Raw genomic sequence first — 18366 nt, 5'->3', positions numbered from 1 at the left:
CGCATGCGAGCGCTATAGCTTGTACGATTGCGCGCTCAGGTCGTCACTGCGCACCAGCATTCCCGTGCACGTCGTCCAGCATATGGCAGGACATACCAGCTTGGCCACCATGTGCTTTTCAAGCCAAACCAGCGCCCCCCCCCCCGCGCGGGGCGCCTGCGGCGAGAAGGACAGCGGCCACGGCAGGGAGAAGCTCGCGCAAAGTTCTCCACGAAAAGACACGCTTGCGCTCTTTTTGCGTTTGGGGCACGAGCTGCCAGGCCCGGAAGGGGGTCCGCTGGCGGGCGCCCCGGCCCCCGCCCGGCCCCGCGCAAGCCCCCGGGGGAGGGGGAGGCTGTTCGTCCCTTCGGGGCTTACGCCCTCCCCGACTTTGGAGCCCCGGCCTGCCAGAAGATTCTTTTTCGCGTATTGCAACAAAGAGGGGCGAGAGGCCCGCTGGCGTCGCGATGGCCTCTGCAGAGGACCTGCTGCGGAAACCACATCGAGATCAACTCCGCACGATCGCTCTTCTGTGTAATGCTGGGATGGCAGTTTGCATTGAAACACACCGGCAATTCAGCAAAACGAACGCACGCCCCCGGCCCCGCCCCCGCCCCCCGGCGCCCCCCCGGCCCCCCCCCGGGGGGCCCCCCGCCCCGGGCCCCCCCCCGCGGGGGCCCGGCGGCCCCCCCCCCCGGCCGCGCCGCCCTCGCTTCAGTGCCTTGCGGCGCGGCCCGGCCGGGGGGCGCGGCGGGCGGGGGGGCCCCGCGCGCGCGGGCGCGCCGCGGCGCCGGGGCGGGCCCGCGCGCCCCGCCGGGCGGGGCGGAACCCCGGCCGCCCGCGGCCGAAAGCCGGGCCGGCGGGGCCGCGCGCGCGCCGGCCGAAGCCGGCGCGCGGCGCGCACCCCCGGCGGCGGCGGGGCGGCGGCGCCCCCGGGCGGCGAGGGCCGGGGGGCGCGGCCGCGCCCCCCGACGGCGGGGGGGCCGCGGCCCCGGGCGGCGCCGCGGCCGGCCCGCGGGCCCGCCGGCGGGCCGCCGCCGCCCCGCCCCGGGCCGGCCCCGCCGCGCGCCGCCGCCGGCGGGCGCGCCCGGCGGCCCCGCCGCCCCCGCCGCCGGCCTGCCCGCCCGAGCGGTGGGCCGTCCCGGGGGCACCGGCCGGCGTGCGCCGCCCCGCCCCCCCCCCGCCCCGCCGGCGGCCCCCCGGTGACAGCCGAAACCCATCAGTGCCGATGGTGCCCTGCGGGGGCGCGGGGCCCCGGGGGGGGGGGGGGGGGGCGGGGGGGGGCCGGGGGGGGGGGGGGGGGGGGGGGGGGGGGCGCGCGGGGGGGGGGGGGCGCCCTTTGGCCGGAAGTGGGGCGCCGCACCCTGCCGCCCCCGGCCCCTCGCCCGGGGCCGGGGCCGGGGGGGGGGGGGGGCCCGGGGGGCGGCCGGGGCGGGGCGGGGGGCGCCGGGGCGCCCCCGGGCCCGGGCCGGGCGGGGGGCCGGGGCGGCCGCCGCGGGGGCCGGCGGCGGGGGCGGGGGCGGGGCCCGCGGGGGGGGGGCGGGGGGGGCCGGGGGGGGGGGCGCCGGGGGCGGCGCCCGATAACTCCGCGAACTTCGCCCATCAGCCCTTCTTCTGCCTGCCCTGCCCCCGCATCCACCACCCTCGCCGTTTTGCCGCGGCTTCGATTTCCTCCTGCAACTTTTTCTGGTGGGCAATCGCGCCGGCCCCCCCCCCCCCCCCCCTACCCACCCAACCCCCCCCCCCCCCCCCCCCCGCCGCGCCCGGTCCCGTCTTGAACACCTGCATCGCGAATTCGACACGCGTGCGATTCAATGAGTCGGCCGCATAACGTTGCGCCAATGCTTCAAGCGTACGCAATGCTTGCGTGGGCTCGGGAAGCACATCCGCAATCGGTCGAGTTACGACATCGTTCTCGTCGCCTACATCCTCTGCATACCCTTGCCCAAGGTGCGCAAAAAGCGGCCCGTGCGCCGTATACCTCGAAGAGATGCCCCGATGACCATTCTTTCAATATGGTTGCCGCGTCGATGTCCTCGATTTGCAGGTGCTCGCTTCCTGCGGGTGGGCGGGGTGCCGTAAGGAATAGCAGCGCATGCGCGGCTAGCTCAATGGCGCCAAGCTCAGGCGATGATGGTGCCTGCTCTCTCGCTAGGGTTTCCAGCGCTTTGCATGCATTGTCGAGGTTGATGGAATTGGAAACGAGCAACTCAATCAACCCGCCGCACACGAATCACGTCCACCTGCTTTGCGGTCGTTGCTACGGAAACCGCATATGTTCCGGGACGAACCTCGCCAACCGCAACTCCGTCGTGCGCCTCGATGTCATCTGGCGTCGCCGCCCCAGGGAAAGCTGAATCAAATAAGAAAATCGCTCCACCGGACAACGTCCAGACAAGCGACAGCTCGCGCCAACCCGCTTGCTCGGCTTCGGCAATGTATTGTCGCGCAACGGCCTCGTCCAATTCCGACTCGGGATAATTACGCAGGATATAGCCACCATTTGGGTCAGACAGCCACGCCGTCATCAGCTCGGCGTCGAGAATGAGCGCAGCACCATTGCCCACCGCCAACCAACCAACTCCGCCGTATTCGGTTTGCGCGAAGTCTCGCAACGTATCTGTGTCGCAGGCGCGATCGTAATCGCACACGATATCCCCGCGGCCCCAGGTCCACCCATCAGGAACGTCGACTCCTATCGGAGGACTTGTCCCGCGCCAACTTGCCGCCAGCTCCGACGGAATCACGATCACGGGCCCTCCGCCGCTACACGTTGCCGCAATAGTCATGGTCGGATAGATACCACGAAACACGTGGAATGCATTTCGCGCCATCGAAGCGGGGCTCATCATGTCGTCAACCACAGGAGGCTCGAATCATGGCTCCGTTGGCTCGTGCCCTCCGCCACGACGACGCGTGCTGGCGGTCTGCGTGCGACTCGGAGTACCGGGAGCCGCTGTGTGTGCTGCCCCAGGTGCGGCGGACGGGCGATCGGTCCGTTTCCTACAGGATCACGGCTCGAGCCCCAGAAACGAAACTAGCCGCTCTTGGCGGCTAGTCGATTTCGGCATGATTTTGGACACTTAGCGGAGGTGAGGACGGGATTCGAACCCGCGTATAACGGTTTTGCAAACCGCCAGGAGCGGCGTCGCAAGATGATCGCCAACCGCTGACAAACACAACGAAAACAGCATCATTTCGGCCACTTTTGCGATAGCGGTGTTCTCTCGGGAAGGCGACACGACACGACGCAAAACGACGCTCCGGACCACTCGTTGGGGCCACAGTGGGGCCACGGGAAAGTGTGGAGGTAGGTGGGTTGTCCGAGGGGCGCGCGAGGCGAGTGGGGCGGATGCACTGGAAAGTGAGCATATGTGTCGGACGGTACGTGCGATGAATCACAAACAAGGCGGCGGGGGCGAAGGATTGGGCATTGACACTCGGGTGGATGTATGGATGGCGTGCACGACATCAGTTCACGCTGGACACTCGGGACAAGGACGGTACTCCACCGCGGGCCGGAGGAACGCTGTTTCGGTCGAGGATCGGGGCCGTGGTGGAGGGAGTGTAGCTGCCACAAGCCTGGCGCCACGAGCAACGGATGCAGTAGTACCGTCGGGACATTGTCCAGGTGACACACACTCTCGCGCACGATTACGCGAGCGTAAAGATCCCCCAAATGTCACTTTCCACTGACCCGAGTGCTAGTGTACCGTTCGTGCAGTAGCTGATAGCTCACTCACTGACCAGACCACTCACCACGATGACCAAGAAATCACCAAGCCGTGACGAAGTCCGCCAAAACCGTAGGGAGCGATTCTTTGCGCGTCAGATTTTTGAACTGCGCGTGCGGAGGGCTAAAGGTGAGGCATTCCAAGAACTGTTCAATGCAGTACTGCAGCTACGCTACCCCGACTTCATTCCCATGAGGCCGTATGGCGATGTGGGGGATCGAAAAAATGACGGGTACCTGCGAAATAGCGGCACGTTTTTTCAGGTCTACGCCCCAAGAGATCCCACGAAAAGCATTGCCCAAGCTGCCAAAAAGGCACAGGACGACTTTGCTGGACTGTATTCTCATTGGAATACGACGCATACCGTCCGAGCATATCGATTCGCATTTAATGATGAATATGGGGGATCTGTTGTGCCTATAGAAGACGCGTTGGCTGCGATATCTCAAGCCAACTCGATCCCGACGCAGGTGTTTCTGGCCAAGGATCTCGAAACAGAGGCATTCGAATTGCCGATGGACAAATTGGAGCGTATACTCGATACCCTGCTTCCCGATCCAGGGGAGATCGCCGACGCGGATTACGACGCCGTTCGAGCTGTTATCTCGCACGTAATGCACAGCGACGCTCCGAATCCAAGGGCCGGAAAACTGCTTGCTCCCGATTTTACAACCAAGCTCCAATTCAACGCCCTTTCGGAATACAATGCAGACTTGCTACGAGTTGCGGCGCGACAAAGCGACGTCGTGGGTAATTTCTTTTCCAACCGCTCTGGCACACACCGGCAAGATTTGCGCGATCACTTGGCCGAAATTTACGCCCATGCGCGACAGCGCGCCCAAAAAAGCAGGGCAACGGCCGATATCGTCTTCGTCGACATATTGGAAGCAATGCAACCGCCATCCCGAAAAAACGACCGGCAAATTCAGAATGCGGCATTGATTGTTATGGCGTACTATTTCGAAGCATGTGACATCTTCGAGGCTCCAGATGCTTCTACCTGACAAGCACATTACCCTTGCGGAGTCGCTCTTCGGCCTTGGGGCCTTTATACTTCAGCATCTCGATCGTCCGCGAACGATGGACCACTTGTATCAAAAGATGCTGCGTGCACGTGACGATGGGTCTTTCCCAGCATTTCACGATTTCGACTCCCTGGTGTTAGCAATTTCCTTTCTCTACGCTGTAGGCGCCGTTGAGGCTGATCAAATTGGAGTTCTACGCAAATGCGCCTCGTAAAACTCGAAGCCAATGACTCAAGATTCAAGACCGTGCGCTTCAACCGGACGGGGCTGTCTTTGATCCTCGGACAGAAGAAAACGCCTGCAGTTGAAACGAAGCACAAGACCAGGACCTACAATGGCGTGGGAAAATCATTGTTGCTCGAGTTGCTGCACTTTTGTCTCGGCTCTAACGCCAATGACGCATTCAAGAAGCACTTGCCCGATTGGTCATTTTCGCTGACGATCGAGCTTGATGGTCGCGAGCGAATAATTACACGAAGCGCAGGAAAGCCAAGCGATATCTCACTCGACGGTGACAAGATCGCATTGACGAAACTCAACGAAGCCTTGCTTTTCGATTGCTTCCAGCCGACTGCTGGCATCAAGGGGTTGACGTTCCAGTCCCTTCTCTCACCATTTATTCGGTCCGGGCGGGGTGCATACGAACGCTTCGATCGTGCCAACGATGGCGACAGTAAAGCTGAGTATTGGCCAATGGTGCGGAATGCATTCCTGCTTGGTCTCGATCTTCAGCTCGCGCAAAGTAAATACCAATTGCGATCGCGTCAGACGCAGCTCAAAAAAACGATGAAGCAGCTCGAATCGGATCCATTGTTCGCAGACTTATTGGCGGATGATAAGGCCGGAATCGAATTGAGACAACTCAAGGAAGACGAAGCACGACTCGAAGAAGACCTGCGAAATTTTGCCGTTGCCGAAGATCACGCCGAGATTGAGCGGGAAGCAAACGGTATCAAGCGCGACTTGGAAGCCGCCCGTCGCGAACTTGTAAAAACCCGCGAAGCAATCGCTCAGGTGGATCGGAGTTTGGAGACGAAGGGGGACCTCGACCCCACGATCGTGGAGCGAGTATATGCGGAAGCTAAAATTGCACTTCCGCAAGCTATTCGCAAGGATATCTCTGAGGTAATGGCATTTCAGCGGGATCTCACCCAGAAACGCGTGTATCGCCTCACCCAAGATCGACAAGCTCTCGAACATGACCGAACACTTCTCGAACAGCGTGTACGTGAACTTGGTAGTCGGTTGGATGAGAAACTTCGCTATTTGGGAACGCATGTAGCGCTCGATGAATACTTGGCAGTAAATGAACAGCTCAATGGGCTACGGCAACGCATCGCCAAACTGCAAGCATCTAAGGAACAACGGGAAAAGGTGGCGCGTGAGTTGAAGACAATCGACTTGAAGCTAGCAGAGCAGGCTATCAAGACGGACGACTACTTGGCCCGATCGAGCCCGCTCATCGAGGAAGCAAATACGATTTTTCGCGGCTTTACACGACCTCTTTACGATAACCTTGCAACTGGGTTGGCGGTCACGAACGATAACGGTGAGAACACGCTGCGATATAAAATCGAAGCTCACATTCCGCGCGATGCCGCTGAGGGAATCAACGAAGCCAAGATCTTTTGCTATGACCTTATGATGCTGGTTTTGCGGCGCGGTCACGCAATGCAGTTTCTCGCGCATGACAGTAGTCTCTTTAGCCCAGTAGACCACCGGCAAAGGCTGACTATGTTTCAAATTGCGGATCAGCTTGCACGCGAAAAGGGATTTCAATACATTGCTACCCTCAACGAACATGATGTTACTTCAATGACTCCAAACGATCCAGAATTGCGGGCCGAATTTGAGCGCCTGTTTGCCGAACCCCATGTGATATTGCGACTTACTGATCAATCTCCCAGGGATCGACTCCTAGGCATTGACGTGGACATGAATTACTGGGTGAAAAGTGAAACTCGTCCCGTGCACGAGGGCAATGATTGACCGATTTGGCCGCTGGTGCGTAGCGCCCGACGATCTGCATCTGCATCCGCCCACCCGCCCGCGCAGGCGTGCGTTCATAGGGCGCGAGGAGTAACGGGCCAAGGACCTGCGCGCGGCGCTGGGCAATTCGAGACGGTGGAGGGGGATTTGAGGGAAAGGGCACGTAGGTAAGAGGTTGCATCCGTGGCCATCAACCGCGCTTCAACTACTGCTGGCAGACGCCGTCGACGCAAAGATCCTCGACGCATTCGAGTGGATGAATGCACGGTTCACCGGCGAGATAACGACAACGGTTTTTATAGCAAACACCGCTCGCGCATTCGATACCGTTGATGCAAATTTCCCCGCTGCGAAGCAGGCACAAACCACCCTCATTGCAGACATAGTCACCCGAGCAAAGTGGGTCATCGTCGCGCGAATACTTGGGGAGCGGCATACAAATACCTTCGACGTTGTTGCAATTGGTGCAAGTTTGGTTGCAAACAGTGTCGCAACAAGTACCGTCGGCGCAAATGCCGCTCTTGCATGTATCGCCGCTCAAGCAACCAGCGCCCGAACAGCTCTTGCAGGGCCCTCCACCTCCACAATCCACGCCCGATTCGAAGCCGTTCTGAATGCCATCGTCACAACTTGAACAAACGTGGTTCTTGCAATGGCCCCCAGGGCAATCTTCGTATTCGACGCATTGCACGCACTCGGATACGAGATCCTCACTGCACACACCGGTCGAACATGTCGTTCGAGCCGGCGCGTTGACCGGAACGCACATATTTTTGCTGCATTCCCAAGAATGGCATTCCGTGGGCGCCCCGCAATCCGCCGGCTTCCAGCAGAGCGTGCAATCGGGAAATTCCGGCGGACAAACCAAGGTCGCCTCTTCGATGCCCAAGAGCTGCCGGCAGCTCAGAACCGCCGTGGCAATCGATAGGGCTAGGAGCAATCGTACAGCGCGCATGGGTCGATCGTCCTAATTGGCACAGGTCCCATTGATGCATTTTCCACTGATGCAATCGCTGGGCTGAACGCAGGGGTAGCCCGTCTTCCATTTGCAGGTTCCGGCAAAACAACCCATGCCCGGGGTGATGCACGTATCGTCCTGTTGGCCGGTGGGTACGAAAATGCATTGGCCGGCGTTGGCCCCCGTTGCAGCACATTGCTGGCAGGTTCCATCACAAGGCGCACCGCAACAAACCTTCGCGGGCTGCGCGTTTGTCGCGACGCAGTAGCCGCTCGCGCAATCCTTGTCACCCACGCACGCACTGCCCTTGCACGCGCCACACGCGCCGCCACACACCTCGTCGCCGTCTGGTTCAGCATCGCCACACTTCCAGCAGATCGCATCTTTGCAACGAAAGCCGGGTCCGCAGTCCACGTCTTGCACGCACTGGACGCACGCTCCTTCGGAACTGCATACGCCGATGAGGCCACCATCCATCAAGCACTTGTCGCCGATCCGCGGAATTCGCACCGGTGTCAACCCCACACACAGCCAATCGAAGCAGGGTTCATAGTTGAAGGGTATGTCGGTAGGATCGGGCTTCGCAACCTTGCCCCCGTAACCATCGCACACCCACACCCGGCAATCGCCGAGCACGTCGCCGCTCGGCACCGAATACCCGTAGGGCTTGGGCTCTTGGACGCATTTTTCCTTGACACACTCCCACCGGGTGCACTCGGTATTCGCTCCGCAATCGGCAGCAACATCGCACCGTCCGCAGACACCAACTTCACACTCACCGCCGGGGCATGTCGAGCCATCGGGCATCTTCCACGACACGACCTTCCCGCCCGAACAGTGCTCCTCCGTGCACGCGTTTCCATCGTCCGGTGCTGCGGCGTAGTCGTCGTGCTCGATCACGCACACACCGCCTCGACACTCGCCTTTCGTACATGGCAAACCATCGTTGCACTGGCTCGAACTGGCGCACGGGATCGCGCAACCACTCGCTGCGCAGGCGCCTTGCAGTTTGCCGATGAAACACGGATGGCCATCGCCAAGGTAGCTGTTCATCGCCAGACCAGACTTGCACTCGTCGAGAGTGCACGGGTCACCATCGTCCTCGGGACAGTCGGAAGATTCGTTCGAGCACGCAGAGAACACGCTCACGACGCAGCAAGCAATCACCGCGGCGAAGACATGCATCCATGCTGAACGTCCACGCGTTGCTCGCGACGATCGATCGAGTGCATGCAGGTGAGTGTCATCGGCGACGCCCATACAGACTCTCCTTTGGCGGTGGTGAAACGGTCGACGAGGTCGCGGCGGGCAGCGCATGGAGCGGGCGCAGCGCTGGCGCCGCGCTGCCACGCGTCGTGACAACGCTTGGAGCAACCTCGGCGCGTGTAGGGGTGTCCACGGCAACTGAGCTCGTGCTCGCGCTGGGTAACGGCGGCACCACGGGCGCAGTCGTAACTTGCTCACGAGATGTTTCGATCGGTGTCGGATCCTTGGTTCGCGAAAGATTGGCGGCATCGTTTGTCTGCGCAGATCCACCACCGAGACGCATACCAACGAGAACGCCTCCAAGAGCAAATGCAGTCGTCACGACGAGCGCTCCAACAAACGTGCGATGGTTTGTCCTGCGCGCTGTGGTGACGTTCTCGGTCGCTGCGCGTTCCGATGCGCGTACGTCCTGCGGAAGCGGCATTGTGACGCCTGCTAGCAGCGGCAACGGCGCGGTACGCGCTTCCAAGGCCGGTGCGGCGTCACGCACGCTCGGCTCCGCTTCGCCAAGCACTTTGGCGACCCGCTTCGCATACAGAGCCGCTTGCTCCGACCCGAAAGGTGCAAGGGCCGCCGCAAGCGCTGCAACGCTTTGAAAACGCGCAGCTCGGTCCTTCTCCAAGCACTGCAACAGCACCGCCTCGAGCTGCTCGGAACCATTGGGCCGGAGCGCTCGAAGCCGCATCGGAGGCCGATGCAACACGGCGTGCATCATGGCCTGAATCGAATCCACATCATCGTGATGAAACGGCGCTTTGCCCGTGAGCAGGTGGAACAACGTCGCACCAAGCGCCCAACCATCCGCGCGCGAGTCCACGAGATTCGTCGCTGCAAATTGCTCCGGCGCCATGTACGGTGCCGATCCCATCGGTTGTGAAGGCTCCATCTTCGCCGTGCTCGCGTTCGTCCATTTCGCAATGCCAAAGTCGAGCACTTTGATGCATGGCGAGCCATCTGCTCCACGTGTCAGAAACAAGTTCGCGGGTTTAATGTCGCGATGCACGATCCCTATCGAATGCGCTTCGGCAATCGCTTCGCACGCTTGCAACACCGCATCGACTGCTTCCACCACGGGCAATGGCCCTCGCTCGCGCACGACATGCGACAAGTCGCTTCCATCGAGATGCTCGAGCACCATGTACGGCGTTCCATCCTCGAGCGCGGCAACATCCAGCACGCGAGCAACATGTTGGCTTTTGAGCCTCACGGCCGCACGCGCCTCACGCACGAAACGTGTCAGATCCGCCGGCTTTCCGCCTCCCAACATGAATTTGATCGCAACCAGCTCGTCGAGCGCGAGATGCCGCGCCGCGATGACAACGCCCATCCCGCCCGCACCAAGCACGCGCTCGACACGGTATTTGTCGAGTAGCGTTTGGCCGGGTTGAAATGCGTGCAGCATCGCGCCATCCTCCCGCTGGCATCAAAACACGCCTGCAAACATGAGCCCCGCGGTCTGGGGCGACGCGTGGGGCACGACGATCCATGCACGAGCGGACTTATTGGCCGGCTTCGGTGCACCTGCGAGAAGAAACAACGTCACGCCTGTTGCGACGGCCAAACCCCCTGCAATCGTTACGACCGTCGCGGCATCGGCATACGTGATTGCCTCGTTTCGAAGCGTCACGCCTTTCGCGTCGAAGCACTTGTTCGGATCATCCGGTAGGCAATACTGTTTGGACTCGTTGTCCGTTCGTCGCGCGGCAACCGCCAGACCAACCGCTGTGCCAAGCGCACCAAGCCCAACGCTGCCCACGACGATTCCCGCCACCCGTTGCGCGGTTTTCCCGGTGGAGGCGGCACCCGGCTTTCATCGAGCACAGGCACCTGAACAGATTGCACGACACCAGGTACGTCGAGCTTCACCGTGGTCTTCCAGGATGAACGCCCTGGTGCCTTCGCCTCGACGATATGCTCGCCCGGGTCCACTGCGATGGCTGTGCCCCACAACGTCGGCGCGAGCGGCAGACCATCACGCAGCACCGCGAGCCCCTGTACGCGGCTTGGCTCGGGCACGGTCACGGCAAGCTTTACGAGCTTCGGCGCCAAGGCGTCTGCGCGCCGCGCTGCCTCGTCGGCGCGGTCGGAATCGCCCACGCGCCGCGCGAACGCTGCAGCGTCTCCAAAGGCCACGTAGGCGCTTGCTGTGCGCCCGTCGCGCTCGTAACAATCCGCAAGGTTCAGCGCAGTGCCCACAGCCGGATCGAGCCGTTGGCTCTTCCGAACTTACGCGCACGCCTGGCAACGTTGCCCGCATCAAGGCAAGGTCCGAGCCTCGGTGAACAACGCATCCGCCGCGGCTTTGTCCGCAGCCATAGCATCCGCTTGCGCCTCATTCGCAAGCGCGAGCACCGCAGGCACCACGAGCAAACTCCGAACGTGCACCTGCTTCGCATTCCCTCTATCCTGATCGCGCCGATGGTACATGAGCCCGCGTTGCCGAACAACATTCAACAGAGTCCGTGATTTCCGCTTCGCGCATGGATATTGTTACACTTTGCCCGTTGAGAGTGGCGTTGCTTCCGTGGCAGCCGCGGCCCGGTGCTTTTGCGCTGACAGTGCTTTGCAAGGCGACATTCGAGTTGCGCCCAGAGGAATCGCCGTTGGCTGCCACGCAGGAACCTCCATGGGATACTGGGGTTGCGAGCGACGTTGCACCATTCAAACGGCGAGCGGACGTGTTTGTCCTGGGACGAGCTTACGCGCCGGCGCACGCGACCAGCATCATGGCTCGACTGGTCGTGGGAAACCTCGAAAAGGCCACTCGTGTGCGAGCGGATCGCGGATGGATTGTGGACGGATTGGCACCGCTGCCGCCCAATGATCCGGCACGATTGGCGTCGCTTGGCGTGCATGCGGCGACCTGGGACCCTCACGCGTGGCAAAAGCGCCCATTGCCCGGTGACATCGACGGGGCCTGCTTCAATGTGGCTCCGGCAGATCAGCAGCTCGGGGAGCTTGCGGGCGACGAGCGCATCGTGCTCGACCAATTGCATTCGGTGTTTCCTCGGTTGGAAACCTGACTCAAAACTCGTTCCGCACGCGACGTTGCAGCGGCCTGGGGAGAATCGCAGGACGTGAGGCTGCGTTGCGATACGTTGTGCATCGATACAAATCGTGGATTGGCCATGCTGGTTTGGCGCGGCACGCCCGTCCTCACAATGCGGCAGAAAGAGGGCGTGTGACGGTTACGGCTGGAGCCCATTGCCCCGAAGAGTATCGCGCGCCCTGCGAACGACGAGCAAAGGCTCGATGCAACCATGGAATTCCGCGTTTCGCGCGACGATAAGCCCGCAACACCATTCGTGCCGGGCGTAGCTCGGTTACATCCACCCCGCCGAAAAACCGCGTCGCGGATGACGATATATATTCGACCGAAGCCGCTATGGTACGCGGGTGTCGCGACGGTTTTGAAGCCCGTCACGCCATTCGATGCGCCCAAGGCCAAAGGGGCCACTCGATGAACGTTCCGCGCGACTCGTGACACTGCGCCACTACCTACGATAGAGGAACCGCCACCAGTCGAAGACGTCACTCCCGCGCCTCCCGTCGTGGAAAAACCGCCCATGATTGGGCCGATCGCGGTGGCGGACGCGACATCCGTCGAAGCCTCCCATTTGCCAAACGAAGGATTGTCCCACCGCCGGAAGGAAGCGGCGCCGGCATTGCCGCCCATCAATTGACCATCGAGCACGTTGCAACGATCGCCGCTGAAATGGACAAAAGAAAAGCGAGCGGTCTACCATTCTAGCGTCGCACGGATTGCGAGAAGAGGATTGGAAAATCGGGACAATCATCGGTGGAAATGTGCCATTGAAGAAGAAGCAGCGCGGGAGAGCAGATGCTCCGCGAACGATATGATGTGGCGTACGTCACCCGAGTAGAAACCTTCCGTGGGCCGATTGTAATGGACGAATACGCGTGTATCCGTGGGACTCGAGCGTGGTCGCGCAAAACAAACGCTGATACGCTTGAGACACAGCATGAAGCGCTCCATGCCGATCGTGCGAGTGCGTGGACGAAAAAAAGCGGCGACGTGCAAGGCTGCGGAGCGGCTCGAGGTGGCGCTGCGAAAAGCCACGCCGGCCGTAAAAACGCTGGCGCAATATCAGCTGTATCGCTGTCGATGCGCCCAACCGGACAGTAATCGCCACATGATGCCCTCGAATTCCGTCGCAGGTATAACCGGATACCTTGAGGCCCCTATATGGTGCGATGGAAAACCAGCCATCCCGATGCCCAATGCTCCTTGTGTGCGTGCTCGAATGAGGCTTAATCGCATGCGCATCGAATTCCAAATCGGAAAGGAATATCGTCGATAGATTCCACATACGAGGGGCGCTCGCCCAAATAACTCAGGAAGGCTCGGCCCACGTCCCAGTGGAGACACTAGCGGCCCAGGAAGCGAGCACCGCTTCGCTCAATGAGGAAAGCTCGTCCAGCACCCCTTTCATTTCGTGTGGTTCGCCTCTTCACAAATGGTCGATCCGGACGGTGTTCGGTAACCGGGATCGCTATCTCGACCGGATGGTCGGGTTTCATGGCAGGCACCGAACTATACGCGCACCTCCGGGCCGTGCGGTTGTTGGGCCTGAGCCCACCTTGTCGAGCTCCACTTTGATTATCCACTTGCCGGCTGGGCAATTGACGCCCGCAATGAACGCGCTGGTTCAACTGCCAGATCGAGCATCGATCTCGACGGAAAGCGCTTTTCAACGCCACATCGCAAGCCGTTACGTCGCAAACCGTCCAGCCCCGAGCAACGTAATGGTTCGCCACCGTACAGCGGTGACTCCTGCACGTCAGGTGGAATCCAAATGCTCATACGCAGCCATCATCGCGCATTGGTCACCTCAGGGGCTGTCCTTGCTCATGACTTGAAAGATTCTTTGGAGTTGGCTTCTGTTTGGCACACGAAAACCGTCGCCAGTTTATCAATATTATCGCCTTCGCCGAAGAATTGTAACAGCAATGTAAGTTCCATTGATTCGCGCCAGATGGGCGAGTGTGCTGTCATTGCCTGTTCGCCAAAAGAATGTTTGCTTGCTTTTCCTCGCACGATCCACGAGGGCGGCGAAGCGATCGAAGTCGTTATTGGCACGACCAACCTCGCGTCCGAATACCTGTGCCGCATGACGGTTTCATGCGTGGTTGAGCCTTCGTCCGACGTGAGGGGGGCGTCCTTCTTGTAACCTTGCTCACAGGCCACCAGGCCGAACGGATCCACCCAGAGTAATGGATCGACTACAGCGGGGAATATAGATTGAAACCACTGAGCAGCCGAATTGATCCGGCTGATGTACCTCCCTGCTCGCTATCATAATAACGAAATCGGTTGTACGAAGACCGATCTCCTCATCGTGATGCGCGCCCGGCCACTCGCCACGGACAAACGGTGTCAGCATGCTCGATGGTTGCCCGCCCGAAGATATCTAGTTCGCCTTCGCCATGCAGTGCTTCCGCCCAGCAGCGTCGAACAGCGCCTTTGGCGTGCCCAGATGATCGCTGACAATCCCGCAGAATGCGCCGTCCTCGAGCTTGGCCAGCGGCCTGAATGCATTCTTGCCCCGGCGCCCATGCGGTATAGCTTCCGTCGCTTCCGACCTCGCCGACTCCGTCAGTTCTTCCTCAATTCAGATGCCGCGTTGTGGTCCGTAAATCATGGCGCTTGGATTATTACGACGGCCCAGCGGATCGTACGAAAATCCTCGACCTCCGGCCATCCGGACGAAGCACTGACCGAGCGGTCCCACGTCGTCCCACATGTATTGCCACTTGTCGCCGCTGGGGAGTACCTTCTCGACGAAAGTCGCTCATCACCGTCGTGAAATAACGTGTGTCGTTGTCGAACGATCACGCCGCCGACGGTAAAATGTCGATCACTCCGATCCCTAGTGCGGTATAAGCTTCCTGCCAAATCTGGAACTCGAAGTTCGCCCGCACCGTCCGCGTGAATGGCCTTGGTCAAGAATTCACGCGGCGTTTAGCCTGTAGCGCTTTCGTCCTCGTGCGCGGATCCGTCATCGAGGCAATTTGCCGTTGTTCTACCATTCGTACTCAACGGAATCGACCGTCTTGGTCATTTGCAGTGACGTCCATTTTTCGATGACGACCAGCGCCTTCGTTCCCAACGAATGCGAATCGCGCCGGGTACCTTTGTTCGATGTTATCCTGGTGCAGCATCACGCGTGAAGGGTACGGTGTAGCGCGCTTCTCACCCGTGGTCAATCGTTCCTGATTCCCGTTTCCACTATAATCGAACTTTGAATTGAATGTTTGAGTCTAGCCGCATGCACAAGCGGTTACCTACGGCATCGTAAACGTTATCCACCGCATAGTTGGCCAATCCACTCACGCAAAGTGCGACCAATCGGGATCACGCTCGATCCCCTTTACCCGGCATTCGTTATTCCATGCGCGAACGAGCCGACCTGCAAGGTCATATTCATAGCCAGAACGCCTCACCACCTTGATGAATATGCGCCCGATCACGCGTCCAGCAAGCGGCTCGAACGAATCTCGTCCGTTGCCGTGCCCCGTCTACCTTCTCGCAGCATCTTCCGGCAACGTCGTGGTGAAACACGACCTTTCGCCCCATCGGAACCGCCATTCACGAAGAGTTCGACCGGCAGGATCAAGATCGTGAACCGATACTCTTCGCCGCGCTCATTGACAATGCCAACAAGGTGCTCTTCGGTGTCGTGGGCATACGTGACAACACTTCCGAAGGCATCAATGATGCAGCATTTCGCCTGTTTAACCTTACTGGCTATGAAACTTGCGTCGTAACCCATCTGTCCGTGACTTCAACGACATTTTCTTCGGCATCATACCGCATTTCCAACCTGCCGTGGGCGTGCTCAAACGTAGCGGAGCAGAGCGGCAGTGTCCCATTCCAGCGCCGTGTGCGTGTGCCAAGGATCGGGACCAAAGAGATAAGCCCTGCCCAATGCGTCGTAGCGGTAATCGGTTGTATTGCCCTCCCCAATCGTGGACTCTGGTCTCGGAAAAGCTGTCGGGGGCGAGCGAGAACGCGAAACCCCCTGGATTTGACAGGACAGAAGCCGGCCGATTCGATCGAACTCAAAACATACGCGTTACCCATCTGATCCGGTGGCAATACGCAGTTTGCCACGGTGATCGTATTCGTAACGCCAGACATTTCAACGCATCGACGAACTCTGTCGGATCGCTTGAGTCATTATAGGTCCAGCGCGTCGTTGCCCCCACGGCATCGCGCCGCAAAATCACATTGCCGCGCACGTCGTAATCCCATTCGATTCGCCCTCCAGCGCCATCCACCTCCGCTGTTTTCCGATAGCACTCGTCCCACTCGTACTTCGTCTCCTGTCCTGTCTGATTTGATGATTTATCCACAAGCCCGCCTTATTTTCCAAAGTAATGCGTTCGGCCTCCACGCAACTTATCCACGAGCGTCAGGCGTAGTTTTGTCGTACGGGATCTTCCGGTCGTAAATTCCGCCGTCCTCCATGTGCGAATGCACCATCCTCTGGGATGAGTCCAGTCGTATTCAAAGTAAAAACTCAGTCCGTTTCGGTTCGTCTCCCGAACGAGCACACCGCCTCGGTACTGATACCGCAGCGCATTGCCCAGCGGATCGAGCGCTGCGGAAAGCCGCCCTTCGTCGTCATAAGTGAATCGCACGAGGTCGATTTTTCATGGCATCGAAATGCACCCCGGCGAGTTTGCTGTCGGGTGTACTTTCCGGAACAACGAAGCTCACGCCCAACACTCAAACGATTATCAGCGCATAGCGCCCATTCTGATATCGCAATGCAATTTGATTGTCGCAACCATCCGTGATGTTTACGAGCGAAAGCATGCTGTTCGGACTTCAGGCACGCGCGCGAAAATGGCAGCCCCGGCCGTCCCATGTTCTCAGGCGGTACCTGTTTTCTTTTCTGTTCGGAGCAGTATCGATCGATGCTGTCCTTGTAGATTGACAATTCTACGGCCCGCGAAGAGGTACCTCGCTCACGCCCATCAGGGAAGAATGACCACCACATCCTCGCCCCGCTCATCGACGGACGCATCGAGTGGATGGCTCCATCTCGGCCCCAGGGCACCGTCGCGCTGACTTCTACCCAATAGTTTCGCTCGACTTATCGGGATGGGCCCCGGTCGCTCGAAATCGATAGCGTCGCTCAGACCTCGCCCGTCATCACGTCGACTGCGCGACCCGTAAAGAAACAAATCGCCTTGGGGAGATGCTGGGTCCAGGTTTCAGCCCCCCGGCAGAGCGTCGGAAAACCACTTGGTTCTGAATTGCCCTGGTAGCCGCCGCCGCAAGAATGTCGAATGAATCGGGCCCGCTGACGAGCACAGGCGGCCCTGCCGGATCTGCTGTGACACAGCGAGGTTGGTAAACTGATTGGGAAATTGCAGGTCATCACCATCGAGAGAGCAGGCGCCCTCGGATGCGCCCCCAAACGTGACCGTCTTGCTGCTTGTCACGATCACGCCTTCGTTGCCGGGGAAATCGTTGGGCGCAAAGGCGACACGCCAGGCGGCGTGGAGGAATGACCGAAACCTGCAACACGTCCGTCCCAGTATTGCCCACGGGCAAAACCATTGACGAGCACGGGGCCGCCCCCGGAGTGCCATTCCCATGGTAGCACCGATCGCTGCGCCCAGCGGATCGCACGCGACGCTGAATATCGGCGCGGCAATGGAGTCGGAATCGGCGTCGGCGACGGAGGCGCGGGTACCAACACCATAAAGTCTATCGTCGATGCTACGGACGGGGTCGAACCACTTGGCGGCTTAAAAATATGGCGTCATTCCTTCCGCCTTGACTTACTTTCACGATTGCGCCCGTCACATCGACCGACCCACCGGCGGGCTTTGATCGTCGCCCCATTGATTACGACGCCCGGCTCCGCTGGATTTGATGGATGAGCCACCCGCCGATAAAACGATCTTCTCCCTGCGCATTGGCGGTGATGCTCGCGGGCCCGAATCAATCCTTCTGCCGCGGCGATCAGTCCTACCTCTCCGCCAGGACTTTGCCGTCCGCACCCGCTTCTCCATGACGAACGTGCTTCGTGCCGCCACTTGCAGCGTATTGACTGCAATGATTGCGTATTCCCGCATTGAAAGATTGTGCGGTGCCGGCATCGTTTGCGACGCCGCGGATGTGATGGTTTGCGCCCTGTTCACCTGTATGTCCCGGGCGCCCGCCACGGAGAGTCGGTCGCTTGCAGTTACCGAAATCGTAAGTGGCTTCCCGTCACGCTTTCTCGTTGGTCGCCCCTGATGTCGATGCTTTGTCCGTTTGCGCCCACTGACATGCGATGGTTCGATCCGACCAATGGCTGCTTTGATCCGCGCCGACGGTGACCGATTCATTGGCGCCTATCACTTCGGAATTGTTCGAGGCAACGAACGTGCTTCG

The 18366-nt window shown here is 60.1% G+C and carries 14 protein-coding genes; 3 read left to right on the top strand and 11 right to left on the bottom strand.

The window, feature by feature from the left end; genetic code table 11:
- Positions 1 to 2189: 2189 nt before the first annotated feature.
- Positions 2190 to 2768: a hypothetical protein gene (locus IPM54_24370; GenBank protein ID MBK9262926.1), complete on the bottom strand. Its 579-nt coding sequence runs from the start codon at positions 2766 to 2768 to the stop codon at positions 2190 to 2192.
- 974 nt (positions 2769 to 3742) lie between these two features.
- On the opposite strand from IPM54_24370, the gene IPM54_24365 reads away from it, so the two are divergent.
- The gene (locus tag IPM54_24365; GenBank protein MBK9262925.1) at positions 3743 to 4717 is read left to right on the top strand and encodes a hypothetical protein; all 975 of its coding nucleotides are present in this window, start codon (positions 3743 to 3745) and stop codon (positions 4715 to 4717) included.
- Between the two features lie 222 nt (positions 4718 to 4939).
- The gene (locus tag IPM54_24360; protein MBK9262924.1) at positions 4940 to 6727 is read left to right on the top strand and encodes a DUF2326 domain-containing protein; all 1788 of its coding nucleotides are present in this window, start codon (positions 4940 to 4942) and stop codon (positions 6725 to 6727) included.
- Positions 6728 to 6932: 205 nt separating this feature from the next.
- Here IPM54_24360 and IPM54_24355 read toward each other — a convergent pair whose 3' ends face one another.
- The 6 genes from IPM54_24355 to IPM54_24330 all read right to left on the bottom strand — a co-directional run bounded on the left by IPM54_24355 (position 6933) and on the right by IPM54_24330 (position 11378).
- Entirely contained in the window at positions 6933 to 7682 is a 750-nt protein-coding gene (locus IPM54_24355) for a hypothetical protein (GenBank protein MBK9262923.1), read from the bottom strand.
- Between the two features lie 12 nt (positions 7683 to 7694).
- The gene (locus IPM54_24350) at positions 7695 to 8738 is read right to left on the bottom strand and encodes a hypothetical protein (GenBank protein ID MBK9262922.1); all 1044 of its coding nucleotides are present in this window, start codon (positions 8736 to 8738) and stop codon (positions 7695 to 7697) included.
- Positions 8739 to 8928: 190 nt separating this feature from the next.
- Positions 8929 to 10353, bottom strand: a complete 1425-nt coding sequence (locus IPM54_24345) for a protein kinase (GenBank protein MBK9262921.1) — start codon at positions 10351 to 10353, stop codon at positions 8929 to 8931.
- Positions 10354 to 10374: 21 nt separating this feature from the next.
- The gene (locus tag IPM54_24340) at positions 10375 to 10578 is read right to left on the bottom strand and encodes a hypothetical protein (GenBank protein ID MBK9262920.1); all 204 of its coding nucleotides are present in this window, start codon (positions 10576 to 10578) and stop codon (positions 10375 to 10377) included.
- Entirely contained in the window at positions 10575 to 11147 is a 573-nt protein-coding gene (locus IPM54_24335; protein ID MBK9262919.1) for a hypothetical protein, read from the bottom strand. The genes IPM54_24340 and IPM54_24335 overlap by 4 nt, the downstream gene beginning before the upstream one ends.
- Before the next feature lie 60 nt (positions 11148 to 11207).
- Positions 11208 to 11378 (bottom strand): hypothetical protein, encoded by a 171-nt coding sequence (locus IPM54_24330; protein MBK9262918.1) that lies wholly within the window; start codon positions 11376 to 11378, stop codon positions 11208 to 11210.
- A 77-nt stretch (positions 11379 to 11455) separates the two neighbouring features.
- Between IPM54_24330 and IPM54_24325 the strand changes: the two genes are divergently transcribed.
- On the top strand, positions 11456 to 11974 hold the full coding sequence (locus IPM54_24325) for a DUF2169 domain-containing protein (protein MBK9262917.1): 519 nt from the start codon (positions 11456 to 11458) through the stop codon (positions 11972 to 11974).
- Between the two features lie 1847 nt (positions 11975 to 13821).
- On the opposite strand, the gene IPM54_24320 is transcribed toward IPM54_24325, so the two are convergent.
- The 4 genes from IPM54_24320 to IPM54_24305 all read right to left on the bottom strand — a co-directional run bounded on the left by IPM54_24320 (position 13822) and on the right by IPM54_24305 (position 16616).
- The gene (locus IPM54_24320) at positions 13822 to 14178 is read right to left on the bottom strand and encodes a hypothetical protein (GenBank protein ID MBK9262916.1); all 357 of its coding nucleotides are present in this window, start codon (positions 14176 to 14178) and stop codon (positions 13822 to 13824) included.
- Positions 14179 to 15439: 1261 nt separating this feature from the next.
- Complete coding sequence (locus tag IPM54_24315; protein ID MBK9262915.1) at positions 15440 to 15745, bottom strand: hypothetical protein; 306 nt, start codon at positions 15743 to 15745, stop codon at positions 15440 to 15442.
- Positions 15746 to 16034: 289 nt separating this feature from the next.
- Positions 16035 to 16328 (bottom strand): hypothetical protein, encoded by a 294-nt coding sequence (locus IPM54_24310; GenBank protein MBK9262914.1) that lies wholly within the window; start codon positions 16326 to 16328, stop codon positions 16035 to 16037.
- A 9-nt stretch (positions 16329 to 16337) separates the two neighbouring features.
- Positions 16338 to 16616, bottom strand: a complete 279-nt coding sequence (locus tag IPM54_24305) for a hypothetical protein (protein ID MBK9262913.1) — start codon at positions 16614 to 16616, stop codon at positions 16338 to 16340.
- Positions 16617 to 18366: the final 1750 nt, after the last annotated feature.

Source organism: Polyangiaceae bacterium (assembly GCA_016715885.1).
Lineage (GTDB): Bacteria > Myxococcota_A > Polyangia > Polyangiales > Polyangiaceae > Polyangium.
This window is presented reverse-complemented; position numbering and strand designations above follow the sequence as displayed.

Excerpts from the sequence above, each read along its gene's own strand:
- IPM54_24330 (MBK9262918.1), bottom strand. The coding sequence starts at position 11,378 with ATGTACCATCGGCGCGATCAGGATAGAGGGAATGCGAAGCAGGTGCAC.
- IPM54_24360 (MBK9262924.1), top strand. The coding sequence starts at position 4,940 with ATGCGCCTCGTAAAACTCGAAGCCAATGACTCAAGATTCAAGACCGTG.
- IPM54_24370 (MBK9262926.1), bottom strand. The coding sequence starts at position 2,768 with ATGACTATTGCGGCAACGTGTAGCGGCGGAGGGCCCGTGATCGTGATT.
- IPM54_24350 (MBK9262922.1), bottom strand. The coding sequence starts at position 8,738 with ATGAACAGCTACCTTGGCGATGGCCATCCGTGTTTCATCGGCAAACTG.
- IPM54_24355 (MBK9262923.1), bottom strand. The coding sequence starts at position 7,682 with ATGCGCGCTGTACGATTGCTCCTAGCCCTATCGATTGCCACGGCGGTT.
- IPM54_24365 (MBK9262925.1), top strand. The coding sequence starts at position 3,743 with ATGACCAAGAAATCACCAAGCCGTGACGAAGTCCGCCAAAACCGTAGG.
- IPM54_24345 (MBK9262921.1), bottom strand. The coding sequence starts at position 10,353 with ATGCTGCACGCATTTCAACCCGGCCAAACGCTACTCGACAAATACCGT.
- IPM54_24315 (MBK9262915.1), bottom strand. The coding sequence starts at position 15,745 with ATGGGTTACGACGCAAGTTTCATAGCCAGTAAGGTTAAACAGGCGAAA.